General features: G+C 68.1%; 13 protein-coding genes. 9 read left to right on the forward strand and 4 right to left on the reverse strand.

Annotation, left to right across the window (positions count from 1 at the left end; all coding sequences use genetic code 11):
• The first annotated feature begins 34 nt into the window (after positions 1-34).
• From ACSMXV_RS17510 to ACSMXV_RS17525, 4 genes are read left to right on the forward strand one after another with little or no spacing between them, the layout of a single operon-like run.
• Positions 35-2,281 (forward strand): bifunctional glycosyltransferase/CDP-glycerol:glycerophosphate glycerophosphotransferase, encoded by a 2,247-nt coding sequence (locus ACSMXV_RS17510; protein WP_473178517.1) that lies wholly within the window; start codon positions 35-37, stop codon positions 2,279-2,281.
• Entirely contained in the window at positions 2,278-3,870 is a 1,593-nt protein-coding gene (locus ACSMXV_RS17515) for a hypothetical protein (RefSeq protein ID WP_473178518.1), read from the forward strand. Before ACSMXV_RS17510 ends, ACSMXV_RS17515 begins: the two co-directional genes overlap by 4 nt.
• A complete protein-coding gene (locus tag ACSMXV_RS17520; RefSeq protein WP_473178519.1) occupies positions 3,860-5,692 on the forward strand; it encodes an arabinofuranosyltransferase AftB family protein in 1,833 nt (610 codons plus the stop codon). Before ACSMXV_RS17515 ends, ACSMXV_RS17520 begins: the two co-directional genes overlap by 11 nt.
• Positions 5,693-5,747: 55 nt before the next feature.
• A complete protein-coding gene (locus tag ACSMXV_RS17525; RefSeq protein WP_473178520.1) occupies positions 5,748-6,416 on the forward strand; it encodes a hypothetical protein in 669 nt (222 codons plus the stop codon).
• 193 nt (positions 6,417-6,609) lie between these two features.
• Here ACSMXV_RS17525 and ACSMXV_RS17530 read toward each other — a convergent pair whose 3' ends face one another.
• Positions 6,610-8,226: a glycosyltransferase family 2 protein gene (locus ACSMXV_RS17530; protein ID WP_473178521.1), complete on the reverse strand. Its 1,617-nt coding sequence runs from the start codon at positions 8,224-8,226 to the stop codon at positions 6,610-6,612.
• Between the two features lie 279 nt (positions 8,227-8,505).
• On the opposite strand from ACSMXV_RS17530, the gene ACSMXV_RS17535 reads away from it, so the two are divergent.
• The 4 genes from ACSMXV_RS17535 to ACSMXV_RS17550 all read left to right on the forward strand — a co-directional run bounded on the left by ACSMXV_RS17535 (position 8,506) and on the right by ACSMXV_RS17550 (position 12,323).
• Positions 8,506-10,527, forward strand: a complete 2,022-nt coding sequence (locus ACSMXV_RS17535) for a N,N-dimethylformamidase beta subunit family domain-containing protein (RefSeq protein ID WP_473178522.1) — start codon at positions 8,506-8,508, stop codon at positions 10,525-10,527.
• Positions 10,528-10,572: 45 nt separating this feature from the next.
• Positions 10,573-10,992, forward strand: a complete 420-nt coding sequence (locus tag ACSMXV_RS17540) for a hypothetical protein (RefSeq protein ID WP_473178523.1) — start codon at positions 10,573-10,575, stop codon at positions 10,990-10,992.
• A gap of 68 nt (positions 10,993-11,060) precedes the next feature.
• A complete protein-coding gene (locus tag ACSMXV_RS17545; protein ID WP_473178524.1) occupies positions 11,061-11,399 on the forward strand; it encodes a hypothetical protein in 339 nt (112 codons plus the stop codon).
• A 75-nt stretch (positions 11,400-11,474) separates the two neighbouring features.
• Entirely contained in the window at positions 11,475-12,323 is an 849-nt protein-coding gene (locus ACSMXV_RS17550; RefSeq protein ID WP_473178525.1) for a tachylectin-related carbohydrate-binding protein, read from the forward strand.
• Positions 12,324-12,419: 96 nt separating this feature from the next.
• Here ACSMXV_RS17550 and ACSMXV_RS17555 read toward each other — a convergent pair whose 3' ends face one another.
• Positions 12,420-14,255 carry a hypothetical protein gene (locus ACSMXV_RS17555; protein WP_473178526.1) on the reverse strand — a complete coding sequence of 612 codons (1,836 nt, stop codon included), beginning with the start codon at positions 14,253-14,255 and terminating at the stop codon, positions 12,420-12,422.
• A 263-nt stretch (positions 14,256-14,518) separates the two neighbouring features.
• Here ACSMXV_RS17555 and ACSMXV_RS17560 point away from each other — a divergent pair, with 263 nt between their 5' ends.
• Positions 14,519-15,172, forward strand: a complete 654-nt coding sequence (locus ACSMXV_RS17560; RefSeq protein WP_473178527.1) for an acyltransferase — start codon at positions 14,519-14,521, stop codon at positions 15,170-15,172.
• Positions 15,173-15,301: 129 nt separating this feature from the next.
• Here the strand turns inward: ACSMXV_RS17560 and ACSMXV_RS17565 are convergent, their stop codons facing one another.
• Together ACSMXV_RS17565 and ACSMXV_RS17570 are read right to left on the reverse strand one after the other, a co-directional pair.
• The gene (locus ACSMXV_RS17565) at positions 15,302-16,609 is read right to left on the reverse strand and encodes a nucleotide sugar dehydrogenase (protein ID WP_473178528.1); all 1,308 of its coding nucleotides are present in this window, start codon (positions 16,607-16,609) and stop codon (positions 15,302-15,304) included.
• A 20-nt stretch (positions 16,610-16,629) separates the two neighbouring features.
• Positions 16,630-18,267, reverse strand: coding sequence for a glycosyltransferase family 4 protein (locus ACSMXV_RS17570; protein WP_473178529.1), 1,638 nt, complete (start codon positions 18,265-18,267; stop codon positions 16,630-16,632).
• Positions 18,268-18,371 lie beyond the last annotated feature (104 nt).

Consider the following 18,371-nt stretch of genomic DNA (forward strand, 5'->3'; position numbering starts at 1 on the left):
GCAGTCCCCATCCGTCACGACCGTGGAAGTGCCCGTGCCCCGCTTCAGCGTCATCGTCCCCGTCCACAAGGTGCAGGGCTTCCTGCGTGCGTGCCTCGACTCGATCCTGACGCAGTCGTTCACCGACATCGAGGTCATCGCGGTCGACGACTGCTCCCCCGACAACTGCGGCGCGATCATCGACGAGTACGCGGCCCGCGACCCGCGGGTCACCGCGGTCCATCTGCCGGAGAACGTCGGTCTCGGCCGGGCACGCAACGCCGGGGTCGGCCACGCCACCGGCGACTATCTGCTCTTCCTCGACAGCGACGACTGCTACACGCCGGGCGCCCTGCAGGCGATCGACGAACGGCTGAGGGTCACCGGCGATCCCGACCTGCTCGTCTTCGACCACGTGCGCAGCCACTGGTGGGGCTGGGGCGGCCGGAGCGCGACCGCGGACCTGCTGGCATCGGCGGGCACGGACACGTTCGACATCCCGGGCAGCCCGAAGTACCTGCACCTGTTCCTCGTCGCCTGGAACAAGGCGTACCGGCGGGACTTCTTCACGGGCCACGGCTTCACGTACCAGCCGGGTCTCTACGAGGACGCCCCGGTCACCTACCAGGCGCTGGTGTGCGGACGCCGCATCGCGTGTCTCGACCGGGTCTGCGTCGAGTACCGCCAGCGCAGGCAGGGGGCGATCACCCGCACCCCCGGGCGCAGGCACTTCGACATCTTCGAGCAGTACGCCGGACTGTTCGCGTTCCTCGACGAACACCCCGAGCTGGACGAGACGCGACCGCTGCTCTTCGAGCGGATGATCAACCACTTCCTGGCGACGATGCGGCTCACCGAGCGGGTACTGCCGGAGGACCGGGCAGACTTCTACCGCAGGACGGTGGAGTTCTACCGGCGCTACAAGCCGGACGGCTTCGCGCCGCCGGACGACGCCTACCGCGTCCAGTGGCGGCTGATCGCCGGAGGGCCCTACCGCGTCTACCAGATGTGCGTGCTGGCGAAGGGGCTGCAGAACGCGTCCCGCCGCACGAAGCGTGAGCTGCGCAACTCGGCGTCCCGGCACATCAACCGCACCATTGCCCGGACCCAGCGACGGCGCCCGCTCGACCCGAACCTCGCCGTGTACTCGGCCTTCTCGCACCGCGGTGTGCTCGGCGATCCGGCGGCCATCCATGAGGCGGCCCGGATGCTGGCCCCGCACATCCGCGCGGTGTGGGTGGTGCGGCCGGACGCCGTGAAGGGACTGCCGAAGGGCGTCGACTACGTCACCCCGAACACACCGGGCTACCACCGCGTGATGAGCCGCGCCACGTACTTCGTCAACAACGTCAACTGGCCGCGGTCACTGCAGAAGCGCCCCGGGCAAATCCATGTCCACACCCACCAGGGCACTCCGCTCAAACACCTGGGCGTCGACCTGCTGGGCCACCCGGCCGCGACGCACCGCATCAACGTGAAGGCGATGCTCTCGGGCGCCGACCGCTGGGACTACAGCCTGGTCTCCAGCCGGTACGCGGAGCAGACCTGGGACCGTGCCCTCCCCTGCCACTTCACCCCGCTGCGAACCGGTGCCCCGCGCAACGACGTGCTCGTGAGGGGCGACAAGCAGCGGGCCGCAGCCGTACGCCGACGGCTCGGCATCCCTGACGGCAACACCGTGGTGCTGTACGCGCCGACCCACCGCGACCACCACCGGTGGTACGCACCGCGGCTGGACTTCGACCGCCTGGTGCGGGAGCTCGGCCCCACGGTCTCGCTGCTCGTCCGGCTCCATCCGTGGGACGCGCACACCGCGATCCGCGTACTCCAGCTGCGCGACCTCCAGCAGCGCGGACTGCTGCTCGACGTCACCGACGAGCCCTCCGTCGAGGACCTGATGCTCGCGTCCGACACCCTGCTGACCGACTACTCATCGCTGATGTTCGACTACGCCAACCTGGACCGCCCGATCATCGTCCACGCCGACGACTGGGCGGCCTGCCGCGCGGCCCGCGGCACCTACTTCGACCTGCCGGCCGCACCGCCGGGCCACGTGACCCGTGACATCGAGGAGTTGGCGGACCTGTTCACCTCGGGGGCCTGGCGCGACGAGCGCTCCGCCGCCCTGCGCGCCGCCTTCCGGGAGCGGTTCTGCGAGTACGACGACGGGCACTCGGCGGCCCGTGTGGTCTCGCTCGTCATGCTCGGCGAACAGCAGGGCGGCCGCCTCCAGCTCCCGGCGCAGGGCACGGCCCGCCATGCCTTGGTCGACACCTCCCGTCTCGGATCGGAGCCAGCATGACCCAAACGATCCTTCGCGTCCGTCCCCCGCGCCAGCGCGACGTCCGGTCCCTGCTGCGCGGCCCCTCCCCCGGGCTCCCGCGCAGACGGCCGCGGATCACGCCGTACGGGGTGGTGTCCGCCGCCGTCCTGGCGGTTCTGCTGCCGATCTGCGTGAAGGTGCCATGGCGCGCGGACCTCGGGCAGCACGCTGCGACCATCGAACGGCTGCGGGTCGATCTGCTCCACCCAGGCAGCACCCTGATCGACCTGCCCGTGTCCAGCCCGTACTACTCCCCGTACACCGTTGCCGCTGCCCTGGCGGCGCGGGCCGCCGACACCACGGCGATCGGGATCCTGCCGCTGTGCGCCCTGTTCAACACGGTGCTGCTGCTCACCGGCGTCCGCGCCTTCGTGCGGACCCTCAGTACCTCGCCCTGGGCCCCGGCGCTTGCGCTGCCGACCCTGCTGCTGCTGTGGGGGCCCGAACTGCGGATGTGGGCTGGGAACATCTCGCTGCTCAATCTGGCCATGGACATCTGCTTCCCGTCCATCTTCGTGGTCGGGCTGACCTGCCACGTCTGGGCCCTGACCGCCCGAGCCGTGGGCCGCTCGGTCTCTCACGCCTCGCCCCTGCCTCGCTGGGGATACGCAGCACTGGGGCTGCTGACCGCGGTTGCCCTGCTGTCGCACGCGATCACCGCGGCGGGGACGGTCCTCGGGATCGTGGCGCTCGTCGCCGGCCGGCTGCGCGCTACGGACCGGCATACGGCGCTGTACCTGGTTCTGAGCTGCGCGACTGCGCTCTTGGCCGTGCTGATGTGGCCGTACTACAACGTCCTGCGGCTCGTCGGTGCCGACCACCTCGACTACTTCCACAACGCGCTCTACCAGAGCATGGCGGCCTGGTACGGGCTCGCCGTGATCGGACTGCCCTCGCTCCTGCTGCGCCTCAGGCGAGACCGGCTGGACCCCTTGGTGCTGCTGTTCCTGCTGGCCGCGGCGGGCGTGGCGTACGGGTGGTGCACCGGGCACTACACCTGGGGCCGACTGGCCAGCACCGCGCTGGTACCGCTTCAACTCGCCCTGGTCATCGACCTGGTGGAGACCCGGCACCGTACCTACCGGGCCGTGCTCGGCGCAGTCACCGCGGCGTGCCTCACAGCCGGCGCCTGGGTCCAGGCCGGGGTGGTGCTGCACATCGTGCCGGAACGGGACCTGCCGAAGGCGTTCACCAAGCGGGTCGAGCGCCGTGACGCGTGGCCGGGCTACGAGTGGGCGGTACGGCACATGCGCCCTGGGGACGTGGTGATGGCCGCGGCCGACAAGCCGATCCGGATGCTCCCGGCGTACGGCGTTTACACCGTCGCACCCATCTGGCAGGACCCCGCGGTGCCCGAGGCGGAGCGCGAGCAGCGCTGGGCTGCCACCCGCGTCTTCTTCGCCCCCGGCACGACGCCCGCCGAGCGCGACCGGACGCTGCGCCGGTACCACGCCGACTGGGTCCTCGTCGACCAGGCGGACGAACCCGTGCCCCACGGGCCCGGATACGAGCGGGTCGCCTCCCGCGGCAGCGAGATCCTGCTGCGGAAGGTGCGACGTGACCGGTGAAGAGCTCGTCCTGCAGAAGCGGCGCCCGGCCGGAGCCACCGTGCCGCGCCCGGCGGGCGCGTACCGCAAGGCTGGGCGCCGCGACACCCTGCCCGGCCGGGCCCCAGGCCGCGGCCGCACGGCGCCGCCTGCCCGGGCCCCGATCGCCCTCGTGTGCGCACTGCCCGCGGCCGCCGTCCTCTGGACCGGCCACCGGCGGCGCTGGATGGCCGACGACGCCCATATCTATCTGCGCACGGTCCGCCAGATCCTCGCGGGAAACGGGCCGGTCTTCAACGTCGGCGAGCGCGCCGAAGCGTCCACTGGCACGCTCTGGCAGTGGCTGCTCGCGCTGGGCGGCCTGTTCGGCGGGGATCTCGCGAACACGGCCGTGTACGGCGGGCTGTTCCTCACCGCGGCGGGCTTCGCACTCGGCACGGCCGGAGCCCTGCGCCTGTACGGAGTGGACGCCGGGCTTCCAGCCGGATGTCTCGTACTGCTCGCGCTTCCGCCGGTGTGGGACTTCGCCACGTCGGGCCTGGAGACGGGTCTGGTGACCTGCTGGCTGGCGGGCGGCTGGCTGTTGCTCGTCGCCGAGTGCGACGCCGTCCGGCGGCAGTCGGGCGGTCGGCTGAGGTCGTTGGCCACCGCCGGCTGTCTGGGGCTCGGACCGCTCATCCGGCCCGATCTCGGTCTGGTCAGCCTGACGTTCCTGGTCGCCCACTGGCTCGTGCTACGCCCCTCCGTGCGCGCCACGCTGACCGGGGCGGCAGCGGCCGCCCTGCTGCCTGCCGCGTACGAGGTGTTCCGCGCCGGTTACTACGGACTCCTCGTGCCCCTGCCCGCGGTCGCCAAGGAGGCGTCGGAGAGTGTTTGGGACAGGGGCCTCGCCTACCTCCAGGACTTCACGGGACCGTACGCGCTGTGGCTGCCGGCCCTGCTGGTCGCCGTCACCGCGCTCGCGCTGCTTCGCGGCCGCCCCCCGGCCCCCCGCGACCCGCGCTGGGCGGTCGCCGCGGCACCCCTGGTGTCCGGGGCCCTCAGCTGGCTCTACGTGGTCCGGCTGGGCGGGGACTTCATGCACGCACGGATGCTCTTGCCCGGGCTGCTGCTGATGCTGCTGCCGCTGTTCGCGGTGCCGCTGACCAGGACCACGGCGGTCATGGGGGCAGCCCTGGCCGTCTGGGCCGTCGCCTGCGCGGGCTGGTTCCGGGTGCCGTACACCGGATCGACCTCTCCCACAGGGATCGCCGACGAGCGCGGGTACTACGTGCATGCCAACCGCGACCCCCATCCGGTCCACCACACGTTCGCGGGCTTCAACCGGCACCGGATCTACCGCGACCAGCTCCAGCGGGCGGTGGACAGCGGCCGTCCGGCCCTGATCCTGGACGGAAGGAGGACGCTGACCGTCACTGCCCCCGCTCCAGGGCGGCCGCCGCTGATCGGGGCCTTCAACAGCCTCGGCTGGAACGGTCACGTGGTCCCCCTGTCCGGTGCGGCCGTCGACCGCGTCGGACTTGGCTACCCTCTGGCCGCACACACCCAGCGCCTCCCCCGTCTGCGGGCGGGCCACGACAAGTCGCTGCCGTCGGCCTGGCTGGCCGCGGACAACACACCTTCCAGTCACGTCTCGCCGCCGGGCGTCGCGGCCGCGGACGTCGCCGCTGCCCGCCGCGCCCTGCAGTGCGGGCCGCTGGCCGAACTCATGGCCGCCGTACGGGATCCGCTCACACCGGAACGTTTCTGGCGCAACCTGACCGGGGCCTGGGAGCGCACCGCGTTCCGCTTCCCCTTCAGTCCCGCCGCCGCGGAACGCGAGTTCTGCGGCATCCATACGTGAGCGAGCAGAGCATGGCTGTATCGGCACGCAGCACGGCTGGAACACGTGCACCGATATGCGGTCCCTGCCGGGCCAGGCCCGGTGGAACGGCGCCGAGCGGGCTCCTACGACGGGTGCGGGCACCGGATGCCACACCCGGCGGTGGCCGGACGGCACGGCCGTCGCCGCGGGCACTGCCCTCATCGGCCGGCACGGTTCCCGGCTCGGCCAGCGGATGGTCGACGACGCCATCACCTTCGCGTACGCCGGCCTGCTCTGCGCAGCGGGCATTCTGATCGCAGTCTCCTGCGCGGCCCGGCGCATGGTCGCCCACTCCTGGGTGGTCACGGGCCTGACGGAGGTGCTGCTGGCGTCCGACATCCTCGTTCACGGCCTGGATGTTCTCCGGCCTGGAGAACCCGCAGTACGCCATTGTCGCGTCCGCCCTGGCCACCGTGCTCATCAGGGCGTGCGCCACCGGCACACTGCTCACCCGGGGTCCCGCGGTCACCAGCGGGCTGCTGGCCCTGACCGCCGCGCTGACCAGGCCGAACGGGGTGGTGCTGGCGGGCGCGTGTCCTCTGCTGCTTCTGCTGTCGGCTCGGCGCGTCCCTTTCGTACGGCAGGCACGTTCGGCGGCCTGGCGATCGCGGCCTTCACCCTGCCCTACGCCGCCTTCCTCGGCTGGCGCTACGCGCTCTTCGGGCGGCTGGTGCCGAACACGGCGGTAGCCAAGGCCCACTAGCGAGCTCAGCGTGTACGACCTGGCCGGGCTGGCGGAACCGCGGATCGCCGACGGGCCCCTGGACCGCGGCCGGGATGTCGGTCGGAACCTCCGGGCCGGTCCACGGACCATCCCCGTGCGGCCGGCTTGTCCAGTCTTCCGGACAGTCCAAGGACCATCGGCTGGATCAGGCGCTGCACCGGGTTCGGTCCGATCAGTTGCTCCGTCGCGACAGCAGCCGCCGCATGCTCCGCATGACGCCCCTGCGCAGACGGACTGTGGTCGCGGACGCGTCCCGTCGGCCCGGGCCATCGATGCCGCAGCCGACGGCATGACGGCGTCCCCGGTGCCACCGGCGCAGAAACAGCCCGATTCGGCCAGGCGCCCGGACCGTGCTCTCGACGCCCGCGATACGGATCCGCAGCCTGGGGCGGTTCCAGTCCCGTACGGTCCAGGGAAGTTCCACGTCGATCTCCGTTCCGGCGCCGTCCGCGACGGGGCGGAGACCGACGTGCGTCCCGGCCGGTGCGCCGTCGACGGTGACCGTCGCCACGTCTTCCGCAACAAGCTCGACAAGATCTTCCAGCGAGCTCACCACTCGCATCCTCAGCACCGGTGATCCCCGGCGCTCGCGCTCCGCGATCACGGAGCGAATCTCGAGGCGTTGTCCAGACGCCCGCTCCACGGTCGCCTTCGTGACATCGAAGACGCTGTCCGGCAGAGTGCGTTCCGGGTCGCGGAAGGCGGGGTAGTCCGCGTACACGCGCTCTCCCCGCGCGGTAAGCGGAGCCCGTCCCCTGTCGTCCTCGCAGGCGATGACGGCGCGCAGTCCCATCAGATCGCCCTCGCGTACGTGTGCCAGCCGCACCCGGCGGCGCACCTGGAGCCTCCGCTGCACTTCCTCGTCGAAGTGCCGGTCCACCAGGACCTTCAGCCCGCCGAAGATCTCCTTCTGCAGGTCCTCCTCCAGATCAAGGAAGTTGTGGCGGAGGAGTTGCTCGGCCTCCCAATGGAAGTGCCGCACATTCAGGTTGGATCGGCACTTGCTGCCCGGCTCCGTGAACCGCTCCGTTACAGCCATCGCGGCGGTCAGGCCGCGCAGGCGCTCCAGATGCCCGGACCGGAGCGTGATGTTGCTCTGGTCTCCTCTGTGGACCGAGAAGTAGTAGTCGTAGTCGGCTAGGACAGAGATACGGCGGGCCCGGAAGAGGGCTTCAAGTGTGAACGGCTGGTCACTGAACGCTGTCAGCTCCTGTGGGAAGCGCAGCCCGTGCTCCTCGACCAGGGAGCGCCGGAAGAGCTTGGTGTTGGACAAAGCCCAGCACAGCCGCCAGTCGTCCCTGGGCACATCCGCCCGCGTACTGGCGAACACGCCCGAGTGCACCTGCCTGCCCCCGACACCCACCATCTTTGCGTACACCACGTCAGATGCGTGGGCGTCCGCGCTGTCCACCATCCGCTCCAGCGCCTGTGGGCCGAGGTGGTCGTCGGCTCCGAGGAAGAAGACATAGCGGCCGGTGGCCGCCTCCAGCCCGCGGTTGCAAGGGGCCGCCGGACCGCCGGAATTGGCCTGATGGACCACTGTGAACACACCTGGGTGCAGGGACGCGTAACGGTCCAGCTCCTTCGCGCCGCCGTCCGCTGAACCGTCGTCGACGGCGATCACCTCTATCCGCGCGTGCCCGATCGACTGTCGGACGAGCGAGTTCAGGCACTCGACGAGGTATGGCATGGCGTTGTAGACCGGAACGATCACGCTGACGTCGCATGTCGACGCCGTGCTGCGGGATTTACGCTCGGCCGGGCGCTCGCTGCGGCGCTCGTTCTTCATGTCGCCTGTCCCCTCTCTTCCGTCTCTCCGATAAACGAGACGTGACAGCTCGGGGCTACGGTGGCACCACAAGTAGTCCAAAAGGCCGTGCATAAACGATTCTTCTGGCCGATTGCCAGGAAATGCACAAGGAAGATCAGTACGCCAATACATTTCCCGGCACCGGAAATCGCGGCAGCTGACGTCGACTCGCCGAGGCCGGAAGGTACTTGCGCCATGGATCGCCAGTAACACACAATCACCCTCACCGCGTTTATCCCGAGTGGATACCAGGGTGACATGGCTTACGACCCGGCACAACGCTTTCTTCAATTGGTACCCGGCGGCAACGGAATTATTTACGCGATCCAGGCCGACGGAAACCTGTACTGGTATCGCCACAGGAACTGGGCCATCGGTACGTCCGGCTGGGCAAATTCCGGCGTCGGTCGGCTCATCGGCACCAAGTGGAACCAATTCCGTCTCGTCCTGGCAGCCGCCGACGGGCAGATCTTCGCTTTCCAACCGAATGGTGATCTCCTTTGGTACCGCTACACCGTCACCGATATCAACACAGGTGCCGGACGCTGGCACGCAGCAAGCGGCAGCCGTATCGGCGTAAACTGGAATTTTCCACGCATCTTCGGCGGGTGGAACAACGTCCTCTACGCCGAGGACGGCAATGGAAACCTATTCTGGTACCAATACATCGGAAATGATGGATCATTTCGCTGGGCATCAGGCTCCGGAAACCAGATCGGCACGGGCTGGAAGCCCAACCAGTATCTGTTCGCCGACCCGAACGGGGTCATTTATGCAGTGCGCCAGGGTGCCGCGCTCCAGTGGTACCGCTACCTCGGGACCAACGGTTCGTCGGTCTGGGCCAACGGCGGCCGCCGGATCGACCTGGGAATTCTGGGCGGCTACCAGAAGCAGATCTTCGCGAACACCTCGGGTGTCATCTACCGGGTCAGACTGAGCAGCACCACTCCTCCCGGCCCCGACACCGACCTCCTGTGGTATCGCCTGCGCAACTCCGAGACCATCAATACCAGCGGCATTTCCTGGGTCAACGATGGAAACGGAGTCCAGGTGGGGAGTGGATTCACGTCTCAGGGATCGGCGGCTCTGCAGGGATATCCGACCCCGCTGTCCGTCCAACAGGGCGGGGATGTCGACATCCACGTCTCCTCGACCTTCGCCTCCTACACCTCGTCGACGGTGCGCCTTGCTCCGGCCACCGGGAATCCCGTCACCATCACCCCGCCGACAACCCGCACGGGGCAGTTGCAGCTCTTGCAGAGCGGATACCACAGTGCGGGGTGCGGATGGGATCCGTCCTTCTCCGTGCCGACGGCAGACCTGGATTCGGGTGTCTACGCCTCACAACTGAAATCAGTGCCGTGGGGCGGCGTGCAGAACGTGATGTTCGTGGTCCGGCCCAGCGCGCCGCAGCAGCAGATCGCAGTCGTGATCCCCACCAACACGTACAACGCCTACAACTTCTGGGGCGGTCACAATCAATACGGCGGTGGTGGAGCGCCCGGGCCGCGCACCATCACCCTGCAGCGCCCCAACATGGGGCTCGACCGGAACACCAACTTCGTGTCGGCCACCGGGATCATCGATCACCTGCTCTACAGTGACCTGCTGCTCCTGCGCTGGATGACATCGGCCGGCAAGACTTTCGACTGCTACACCGACAACGACCTGGACGCGACCGGTGCGACGTGGCTGCCGAATTACGACGCGGTGGTACTGACGAGTCATCCGGAGTACTTCACGGAGGACGCCCGCCAGAACGTGGTCGACTACCTGACCGGAGGTGGACACCTCATCTACACCGGCGGTAACGGCATCTACGAAAAGGTGCAGTACACGCCGGACGGTCAAGCGGTCATCTTCCGGCGGCCCGACGGTACACGAGATCTCTTCCGGGAGGACGGACAGCCTGAGTCGCAGATCCTGGGAGTGTCCTTCTACGCACCGTCGTACATGACCTTCGCGGGATATCAGGTGCGCACCAACCACCCGTTCCTGAATGGCACCGGGCTCAGCGTGGGGAGCACCTTCGGCAGGTCCGCCTACAACGGCGGTGCCAGTGGCTGGGAGATCGACATGCGGGACGGCTCGACCCCCGCCGGCACGGTACTCATCGCAGAGGGGCTCAATCCGGCAGGCGGAGCCAACATGGTCTACGTACCGAAGCCGAATAACGGCTGGGTGTTCTCGGCCAGTTCCATCTCCTTCAACGGCGGCGTGCCCAACGACGCTGCAGTGCAGAGAATCCTGCTGAATGCGTTCACTGCAGCGGGGGCTTAGGACGATCTCGAGGTGGTGTTCCTCCACTGACGTCAGGGAGACAAAATGCAGGAGATTTCGCGTCGCACCGTCCTGGTCGGCGCAGCGACGGCAACCATTGCGCTGAGCCTGCCGCGGTCGGCGTCGGCCGAGTCCGAGGAGAACGAACAGCTGGCGCCCAGCGCTTGCCAGGATCTGGGCAGCACACGCGCGTGTGTCACAGCGCGGCAGGTCCAGGATGTGACCGGCATTCGGTACAGCCTTACGAACAACGGAGACGCGCCCGCGAGCTACCAGCTGTCGTACACGGACGTGGACGGAGGTCCGGAATCGGCTCCGATCACGGTCTCGGTGGAAGCCGGAGAGACCCTCTACGGAGACTTCTACGGTGCCCTCGAGCACTGCTTCACGCTTCGTGTGTGCCTGCTGCCGACCGAGGAATGCGTGACCATCGGCCCCGTCTGCGCCACCACGGTCGACTGGTGAAGAGAACCGAGCATCAGTCCTTGCCAAGAGAAAGCGGACGGGCAATGCGAAAGTCCCTTGTAATCGCCATGACCCTCCTTGCAGCCACCTTTCATGCCGGACCCGCCCAGGCCGGTGCGACAGTCTGCGAGCAGGACGGGGTGGCCGAACTGTGCGCCACCGCAGAAGAGGTCCAGGACGTCACGGGCATCACTTACGAAGTGACCCAGCAAGACGGCCCCGGAAGCTACCAGATCCGCTACGTGGATCTCACCACGAACTTCACCTCGAACCCGCAAAGCGTCGGTCCGCTGCGGTATCGGCAGAACGCCTTCGGCACCTTGTTCGGCGATCTGGGGCACTGCTTCCGAGTGGTCCTGACCAGTACCGCGGGGACCAGCCTCGACGTGGAACCCGTCTGTCCCTAGCCGGTCAGCGACCCGAGCAGCACTGTGGAGAATCCAATGTCCAACGGCCCAAGAACACAACGCATTTCGACATCCATGTGGAGCGTGCTCCTGGCCGCACTCTTCACGCTCGTCGCGCCAGGCGCGCCGGCACATGCGGTCACCACCTGCACCGAACCAGCGGTGAGCGTGTACCACGTGGACGACCTCGGCCAGCTGCGGCGCTGGAGTCACAGTGCCCCCCTCACCGGGAACGCCACATGGACTCAGGCGCTGGTCGATGACACGTGGGTGAACAACTACGCCTTCTCCGGCGGTGACGGAGTGACCTACACCATCACCAATACCGGCAATCTGCTCTGGCACAGGGAGAACAACTTCAACGGCACTGGCGGGGCCGACTGGCATGCCAATAGCGGATCCACGATCGGCACCGGCTGGTCAGGGTTCAGCACCGTCTTCTCCGGCGGCGACGGCGTGATCTACGCGGTGGCCCAGGACGGAAGGCTCTTCTGGTACCGGTACCTGGGAACGGCCGGTGAGGTCGAGTGGGTGTCGGGCCGAGGACGCCTTATCGGACAGGGATGGGGCGGCTTCCAGCACATCGTGCCCACCGGAGACGGCGCCGTTTACACCGTGACGTCCACCGGCGCCCTGCGCTGGTACCGCCATCTGAGCCCGTTCCAGGGCTCTGCCACCTGGGCCAACGGCGGCGTGGGAACGACCCTCGGAACAGGCTGGTCCCAGTTCACCAGGCTCGGCTCCTTCGGCGCCGGCATCCTGCTGGCCCGGGGCAGCACCGGCACGCTCTTCTGGTATCGCCATATGGATCCGGTGGGTGGTTCGCCCGGCTGGGCCAACGACGGAGAAGGCACGTCGCTGGGCACCGGCTGGAACAACAACCCGGTCCTGGGGGACGTCACCGGCTGCAGAGTCACCTCCTGACACCGGAAAGCAGACGCACAACGGCCCGTCGGATTGACCGGCGGGCCGTTGCTGCTTGTTGAACGCTGTTTGTTCTGCCGATGGTGCGGTGTGCCGTTATCCCGCCTCAGGAACCGTCTCATCTGCCGTAGGCCGTCGACGCGGTACGCGCAGTCGGGTACGCCAGCTCGCCGATGCGGTGGAGGTGGGAGCGCTTGGCCGCAGTGTCGACTCGGCACCGGCCAGAGCGGCGAACTGGCGCAGCGGCGCGGCGTCGGCGGGCTGGGGGCGATCATCCTTGCAGCGTTGAATGATGGGGTGCAGTTGGTCGAGTTGCATCAGCCGGGTCAGGGGACCGCCGGCATCGTCGAGCATGCGTTGGATCGCTGGAACACCGTCCCCCTCCCAGATACGGGTGGCAGTGGAGCGGGGCGAGGAGCCCGAGACGAAGGGCACTTCAGCCCACTCAGGAACCAAACGCTTCAACAGGTCCATATGAAGGCGACGCTGACGGTGATCCGTCGCGCTCATGGCGAATGACGCCTGCACGTACTCGCGCGACACGAATGGGGTGATAATCCCCTCGCTGTAAGCGGACGTACACCAGCGGCGTACCCCTTCCATCAGATAGCCGTAGTCGAGGATGACGTAACCCTCGACACCGAGCGTGCATGCCCGTTTCGTGAGATTCGCACAAAGTTCACGCTGGCGATCCCTCACCTCCGGACTCTGCAGTTCGGCCGGCGCTTCCTTGGAGAGGCAAGCGAACACACGGAGTTCCATATCCCCTGCGGTCGGCTCGCCTTCCAGAGTCTTGGGATACCAGCGCGATCCACCGCCGATCTCGCCTCCCGCCCCGCTGAACACGGGTGCCCCCATTACCTTGGCCAACTTTGCCGGTTTTGCACGGCGTTCGAAGTAGGTGGAAGGGAACTGGTAGTCGTAATAGTTCTGCAGCCGCAGAACGCGCTGCGGCAGGTTCTCCATGTGCACGGTGCCCGATGCCGCCGCGCGACGGAAGCTGTGCTCGATCGTGATGCCCCGGCGCTTGGCGAGCAGATCAGTGAGCGTGCGCGCGACATCCCCCTCGGCGGGAAGATCGATATTGGTGTTGAACTTCGGTAGAACGCCACCCGCGATCAGCGCGGCAGCGATCAGACGGGAGTCCTTGCCACCGGACAGCCCGATGGTCACCGAGCCGTCCCTGAGCGCTGCGGCGCTCGCGGCAACTCGTGTGAAGCCCGCGGCCGCCTCGGCGAGTACGGTCTCTTCACACCCCTGACGGTTGACTCCCTCAGCGACGAAGTCATCGACATTCGTGCGCTGGTCGCGCGTTACGTTCCATGTGCCGTCCGGAGCCTGTCGACCCTCCAGCCGCTCACCGGGCGCGAGCAGCCGGACGCCGTCGACTGGGGAGGAGTCTCCTCCGAAGTGACCGCAGGCCACATAGTGCGACCATCCTCCCAGGTCCGGGCGCATGGGGTCACCGAAGAACGTCGGCAGCAGTGTGGGTCGGTTGGAGAAGGCCACGATGCCGTCCGAGGTGTACTCGAAAACTCGCGCCATACCCAACCAGTCCTGCTGGAGCACGAACCGAGGTGATCGGCGATCGAGAGCGAGCAGAGCGAAAGGCGGCACAACCTCGGTGTGGACGTCCTGCCCCTGGAGGAGCTGTTGTGCCATGCCCTGGGGGGAAGTCCCGTCGGTAACCCCGATCGGGACTCCCACCGAGACGGCCGCCGAATGTTCCGTCTCATGGAACAGTGGCCACCGCCACCCGTTGAGCTCGGCGTGAGCGAGATGGATTCCCCATCCATCACCCTCCACCCGATGGCATGACCAGCCTTCGGGAATCAGCCGCGCCTGGTACTCATCGAGGCGACGCAATGCAGCCTGCCGTTCGGAACTGCTCTGACGCTGGTTCTGCGAGAACCAGGCAAAAAAGATCAACATCAGCGCGCTCTCATGGTCGAATTGCTTCCCTCACCAGCTCGGACCAGGACCCGATCACTGCAGACGGACGAGAAACAGGCCGACGAGCTCTCTACGGAGAACCGGGCTCGATCAAATGGGTCACTGCATACCGATTTTCTTCATCCGGATGGCCCAGACGGGGCACGGTCATACGGAAGAGGCCCGAACGGATGCGTAACGCTCCTTGAGCCAACAGGCCAAGCCGCCGCACCTAAGGTCCCTGTTTCGTCGTTCCACAGCACATGAGGCAGAACAGTGAGGCGCCCCCCGCGCCGGTCCGCGTCGCACCGGGGGCACAGATCGACGAGACGACCGTGCTTGGCGCCGGCACCGCCGTATGGGAGCTCGCCCAGATCCGTGAGCAGGCCGTGCTCGGCGAGAGCTGTGTGGTGGGGCGCGGTGCCTATATCGGCCCCGGTGTCCGCATCGGCGACCGAGTCAAGATCCAGAACCATGCACTGGTCTATGAGCCCGCGGAGCTCGGCGACGGCGTCTTCGTCGGTCCTGCGGTCGTGCTGACCAACGATCACAGCCCGCGCTCGGTCGATCCCGAAGGACGGCTCAAGAGCGGCGGTGACTGGGAACGCGTGGGGGTCACTGTCGCCGAGGGTGCTTCGCTCGGCGCGCGCTCGGTTTGCGTGGCCCCGGTCCGGATCGGTCGCTGGGCGATGGTCGCCGCCGGTGCCGTGGTCACCCGGGACGTACCGGACTTCGCGCTCGTCGCCGGTGTCCCGGCGCGCCGCGTCGGCTGGGTGGGCCGCGCGGGAGAGCGGCTGCGTGAACTCACGGGCCCGGCCGGTATCTGGGAATGCCCGCGCACCGGCGTCCTGCACGCCGAGAAGGACGGCCTGCTCACAGAGGTCTCGCCACCACCTGCGCCCAGGACGAGAGCCTGACGCGACGTCGTTGCCGGCTCCTCGAGCCGGAGCCGACGCCAGGGCGCGCCTGCCGTCGGCTGCCCCGCACGCGCCGGCCGTGCGGGGACACCCAATCGATGCGGACGCCGGAAAGGATTCGGGCGAGCCTCAGGCCCGACCAGATGCCGGCAACGGCGACCCCAGCACGATGACCTCGGCCCCGGCCCATCGGCCGGGGTCGGTGGCCCGGCGTCCGTCGACCACGACCCGCACGTCTGGGAACCGGTCCGTGCCGAGCTGGTGGTACTCATCGTGGTCGGCCTGGACGACGAGCGCGGTGACGCCCTGGCCGGTGTGCGGCGGAAGGCCGAGCTCGGTCAGTTCCTCCGCGGTGTACAGCGGGTCGGAGACGTACGGCTGGGCGCCGCGCGCCCGAAGCGCCTCGACGAGCGGGAAGACGCCGGAGAACGCGGTCTCCTTGACTCCGCCCCGGTAGGCCGCGCCCAGTACCAGCACTCCGGCACCGTTCAAATCGCCGTAAGCCTCCTCCAGACGCCTCACCGCGTAGGCGGGCATCCCGACGTTCGCCTCACGGGCTGCACGTACGACCGTCGCGTCCGGATCGTTCCACAGGTACATCCGCGGATAGACGGGAATGCAGTGACCGCCGACGGCGATTCCGGGCCGGTGGATGTGGCTGTACGGCTGTGAGTTGCAGGCGTCGATCACGAGATCGATGTCGATGCCGACGCGGTCCGCGAACCGTGCGAACTGGTTCGCCAGCCCGATGTTCACATCACGGTAGGTGGTCTCGGCGAGCTTGGCGAGCTCTGCCGCCTCCGCCGACCCGAGGTCCCAGACCCCGTTGGGGCGCGGGAGATCATCGCGAACGTCGAAGTCGAGAACGGACGCATAGAACTCGGCACCGCGGCGAGCGGACGCCTCGTCGATGCCGCCGACGAGCTTCGGATAGCGGCGCAGATCCGCGAAGACGCGCCCGGTCAGGACTCGTTCGGGGCTGAAGACCAGGGCGAAGTCCCGGCCCGGGATCAGCCCGCTTCCCTGCTCGAGCATCGGCGCCCAGCGCTCGCGCGTCGTGCCGACCGGCAGCGTCGTCTCGTACGAGACGAGCGTGCCGGGCCGCAAACCGCGCCCCACGGCCTGCGTCGCCGCGTCCATCCAGCAGAAGTCGGGAGCGCCCTCGGCATCGACATACAGCGGGACGACGAGGACCACCACCTCGGCCTCGGCAACCGCCGCCGTGGTGTCGGTGGTGGCCCGCAGCCGGCCTTCGGCCACCGCTTCCTTCAGCCTCTCGCCGAGGTCTGCCTCCCCGGGGAAGGGTTCCACTCCGTCGTTGACCAGGCGTACGACGTGTTCGTTCACATCGGCGCCGGTGACCCGGTGGCCCTTGGCCGCGAACTGCACGGCCAGTGGGAGCCCGATCTTTCCGAGCGCCACGACACAGATCTGCATGGTTGCTTTCCTCCCTGGGGTCACGAGCGGCTTGTCACCCTCACGGGCACGCCGCAGTCATCGGCTTGTGCACGCTGCGGGAATCTGGGGCTGCCGGGGAGCAGCCCGCTGTACACCTGGTCAAGCACGTCGGCCTGCGACTCCCATGTCCAGGCATCCAGCAGGCCGGGTGTGTCGTATGCGGCCCGATAACGCCCGGGGTCGGACAGCACCGTGCGTACGGCCCGTGCGTAGTCGTCGACGTCCTCGGCGCGGAAGACCTCGCCCTGGCCCGTCTCGCGCACTGTTCGGGCCATGGTCTTCACATCGCTGACGACGATCGGCAGCCGAGCGTGCGAGTACTCGAAGAACTTGGTGATGAGCGCGAGTTCGTGGTTGGGCCAGTGGTGGATCGGGATGACCCCCACGTCTGCGGAGGCGAGGAAGGACGGGACCTCCCAGTGCTCGACGTAACCCAGCACGTGCAGCCGGTCACCGGCCCCGAGCTCCTTGGCCCGCGCGACGAACGCTCGGATGTGTCCCCATCCCGGATTGGCGACGATCAGTGCGACATGGACGCCGGGCAGCTTAGGCAGAGCCTCGACCATGGTGGCGAGCCCGCGCTGCGGAGATGCGGCGCCGCTGTACACGACCAGCGGCACCTCGGGACCGAGTCCACAGCGCTCACGCAGGGACGGCCGGGGATCGTCCCTGGCTCCCGTGTGGGGCCTCATGCTGGGCGCGTTGAGTACGACAGCCGGCCGCCGGGGTAGAGCATGCGTCTTCTGCAGGAGCTCGGCCAGGCTTTCGGAGACGGTGACAGCTGCGTCGGCCCAGGGGATGTACTCACGCTCGTGGTCGATGTGCGCAGGCTTCCACCGCTCGTTGTCCTCCCAGGCCCTGATTCCCGGTAGGAACTCGTGAGCGTCCCAGACGAGTTTCACCGGGCGCCCCTTGGCCAGAGCGCGCATCTTGGCACGTGCGCCCACGCCCAGTACCCGGAAGTCGTTCGCGTGGATGAGATCCGGGCTCAGCTTGTCGACCACAGGGCCGAAGGCGAATTCGAAGTCCCAGAGCGACGGCCAGAGCACGCGCCAGCTGCGCCTGCCGAGGATCTTCCGCCAGGTGAAGGTGACCAGCCGGTCGAACGGCCCGTCACACCGCGAGCGCCGCGTCCCGGATGCGACCAACTCGTCCGTCTGCCTTCTGCGGAAAGCCACCCAGCGACCGAGGCACTTGGCCGTCAGCCGGGGTACGAGGAGCCGGACACTGCCCATACGTGCCCTCAGCGCGCGTCTTCCGCCATCCCGCTGGGCGACTGTCAGGACGCAGCGCCTGACGTTGAGATCCATGCGCCAGGCCTTGACCTTCTGCGTCCGGTACTCGGCCCACTGCCCCGTCGGGTATCCGAAGAAGTAACGGGTCCGGGAGCGGCGGGACGGATGCCGGGAGCGGTTGAGCGTGGGCGGCATCGGGACCAGCATGACCTGGGCCTGGCCGATGGCCCACTGGTGGATCTTCCTGTCCGGCGACTGCCCGACGAGCACGACGTCCCAGCCGGCTTCCGCGGCCGAGAGAGCCGTCTTCTGCACACGGGAGTCCCCCTTGACGCCGTTGCAGACGAGCATCACCACCCGTCCCCGTCGATTCCGTTCCTCGTCCGCCTGGTCGGGTGTCACCGCTCGCCTCCCGTGAAGTCGACTTCGGGAACAGGTACAACGAACCCCGAGCTAGGGGGCTACGTGAACGACGAAAGAGGCACCCACACGGTCCCCATCAAATC

Source organism: Streptomyces sp. DSM 42067, from assembly GCF_055792885.1.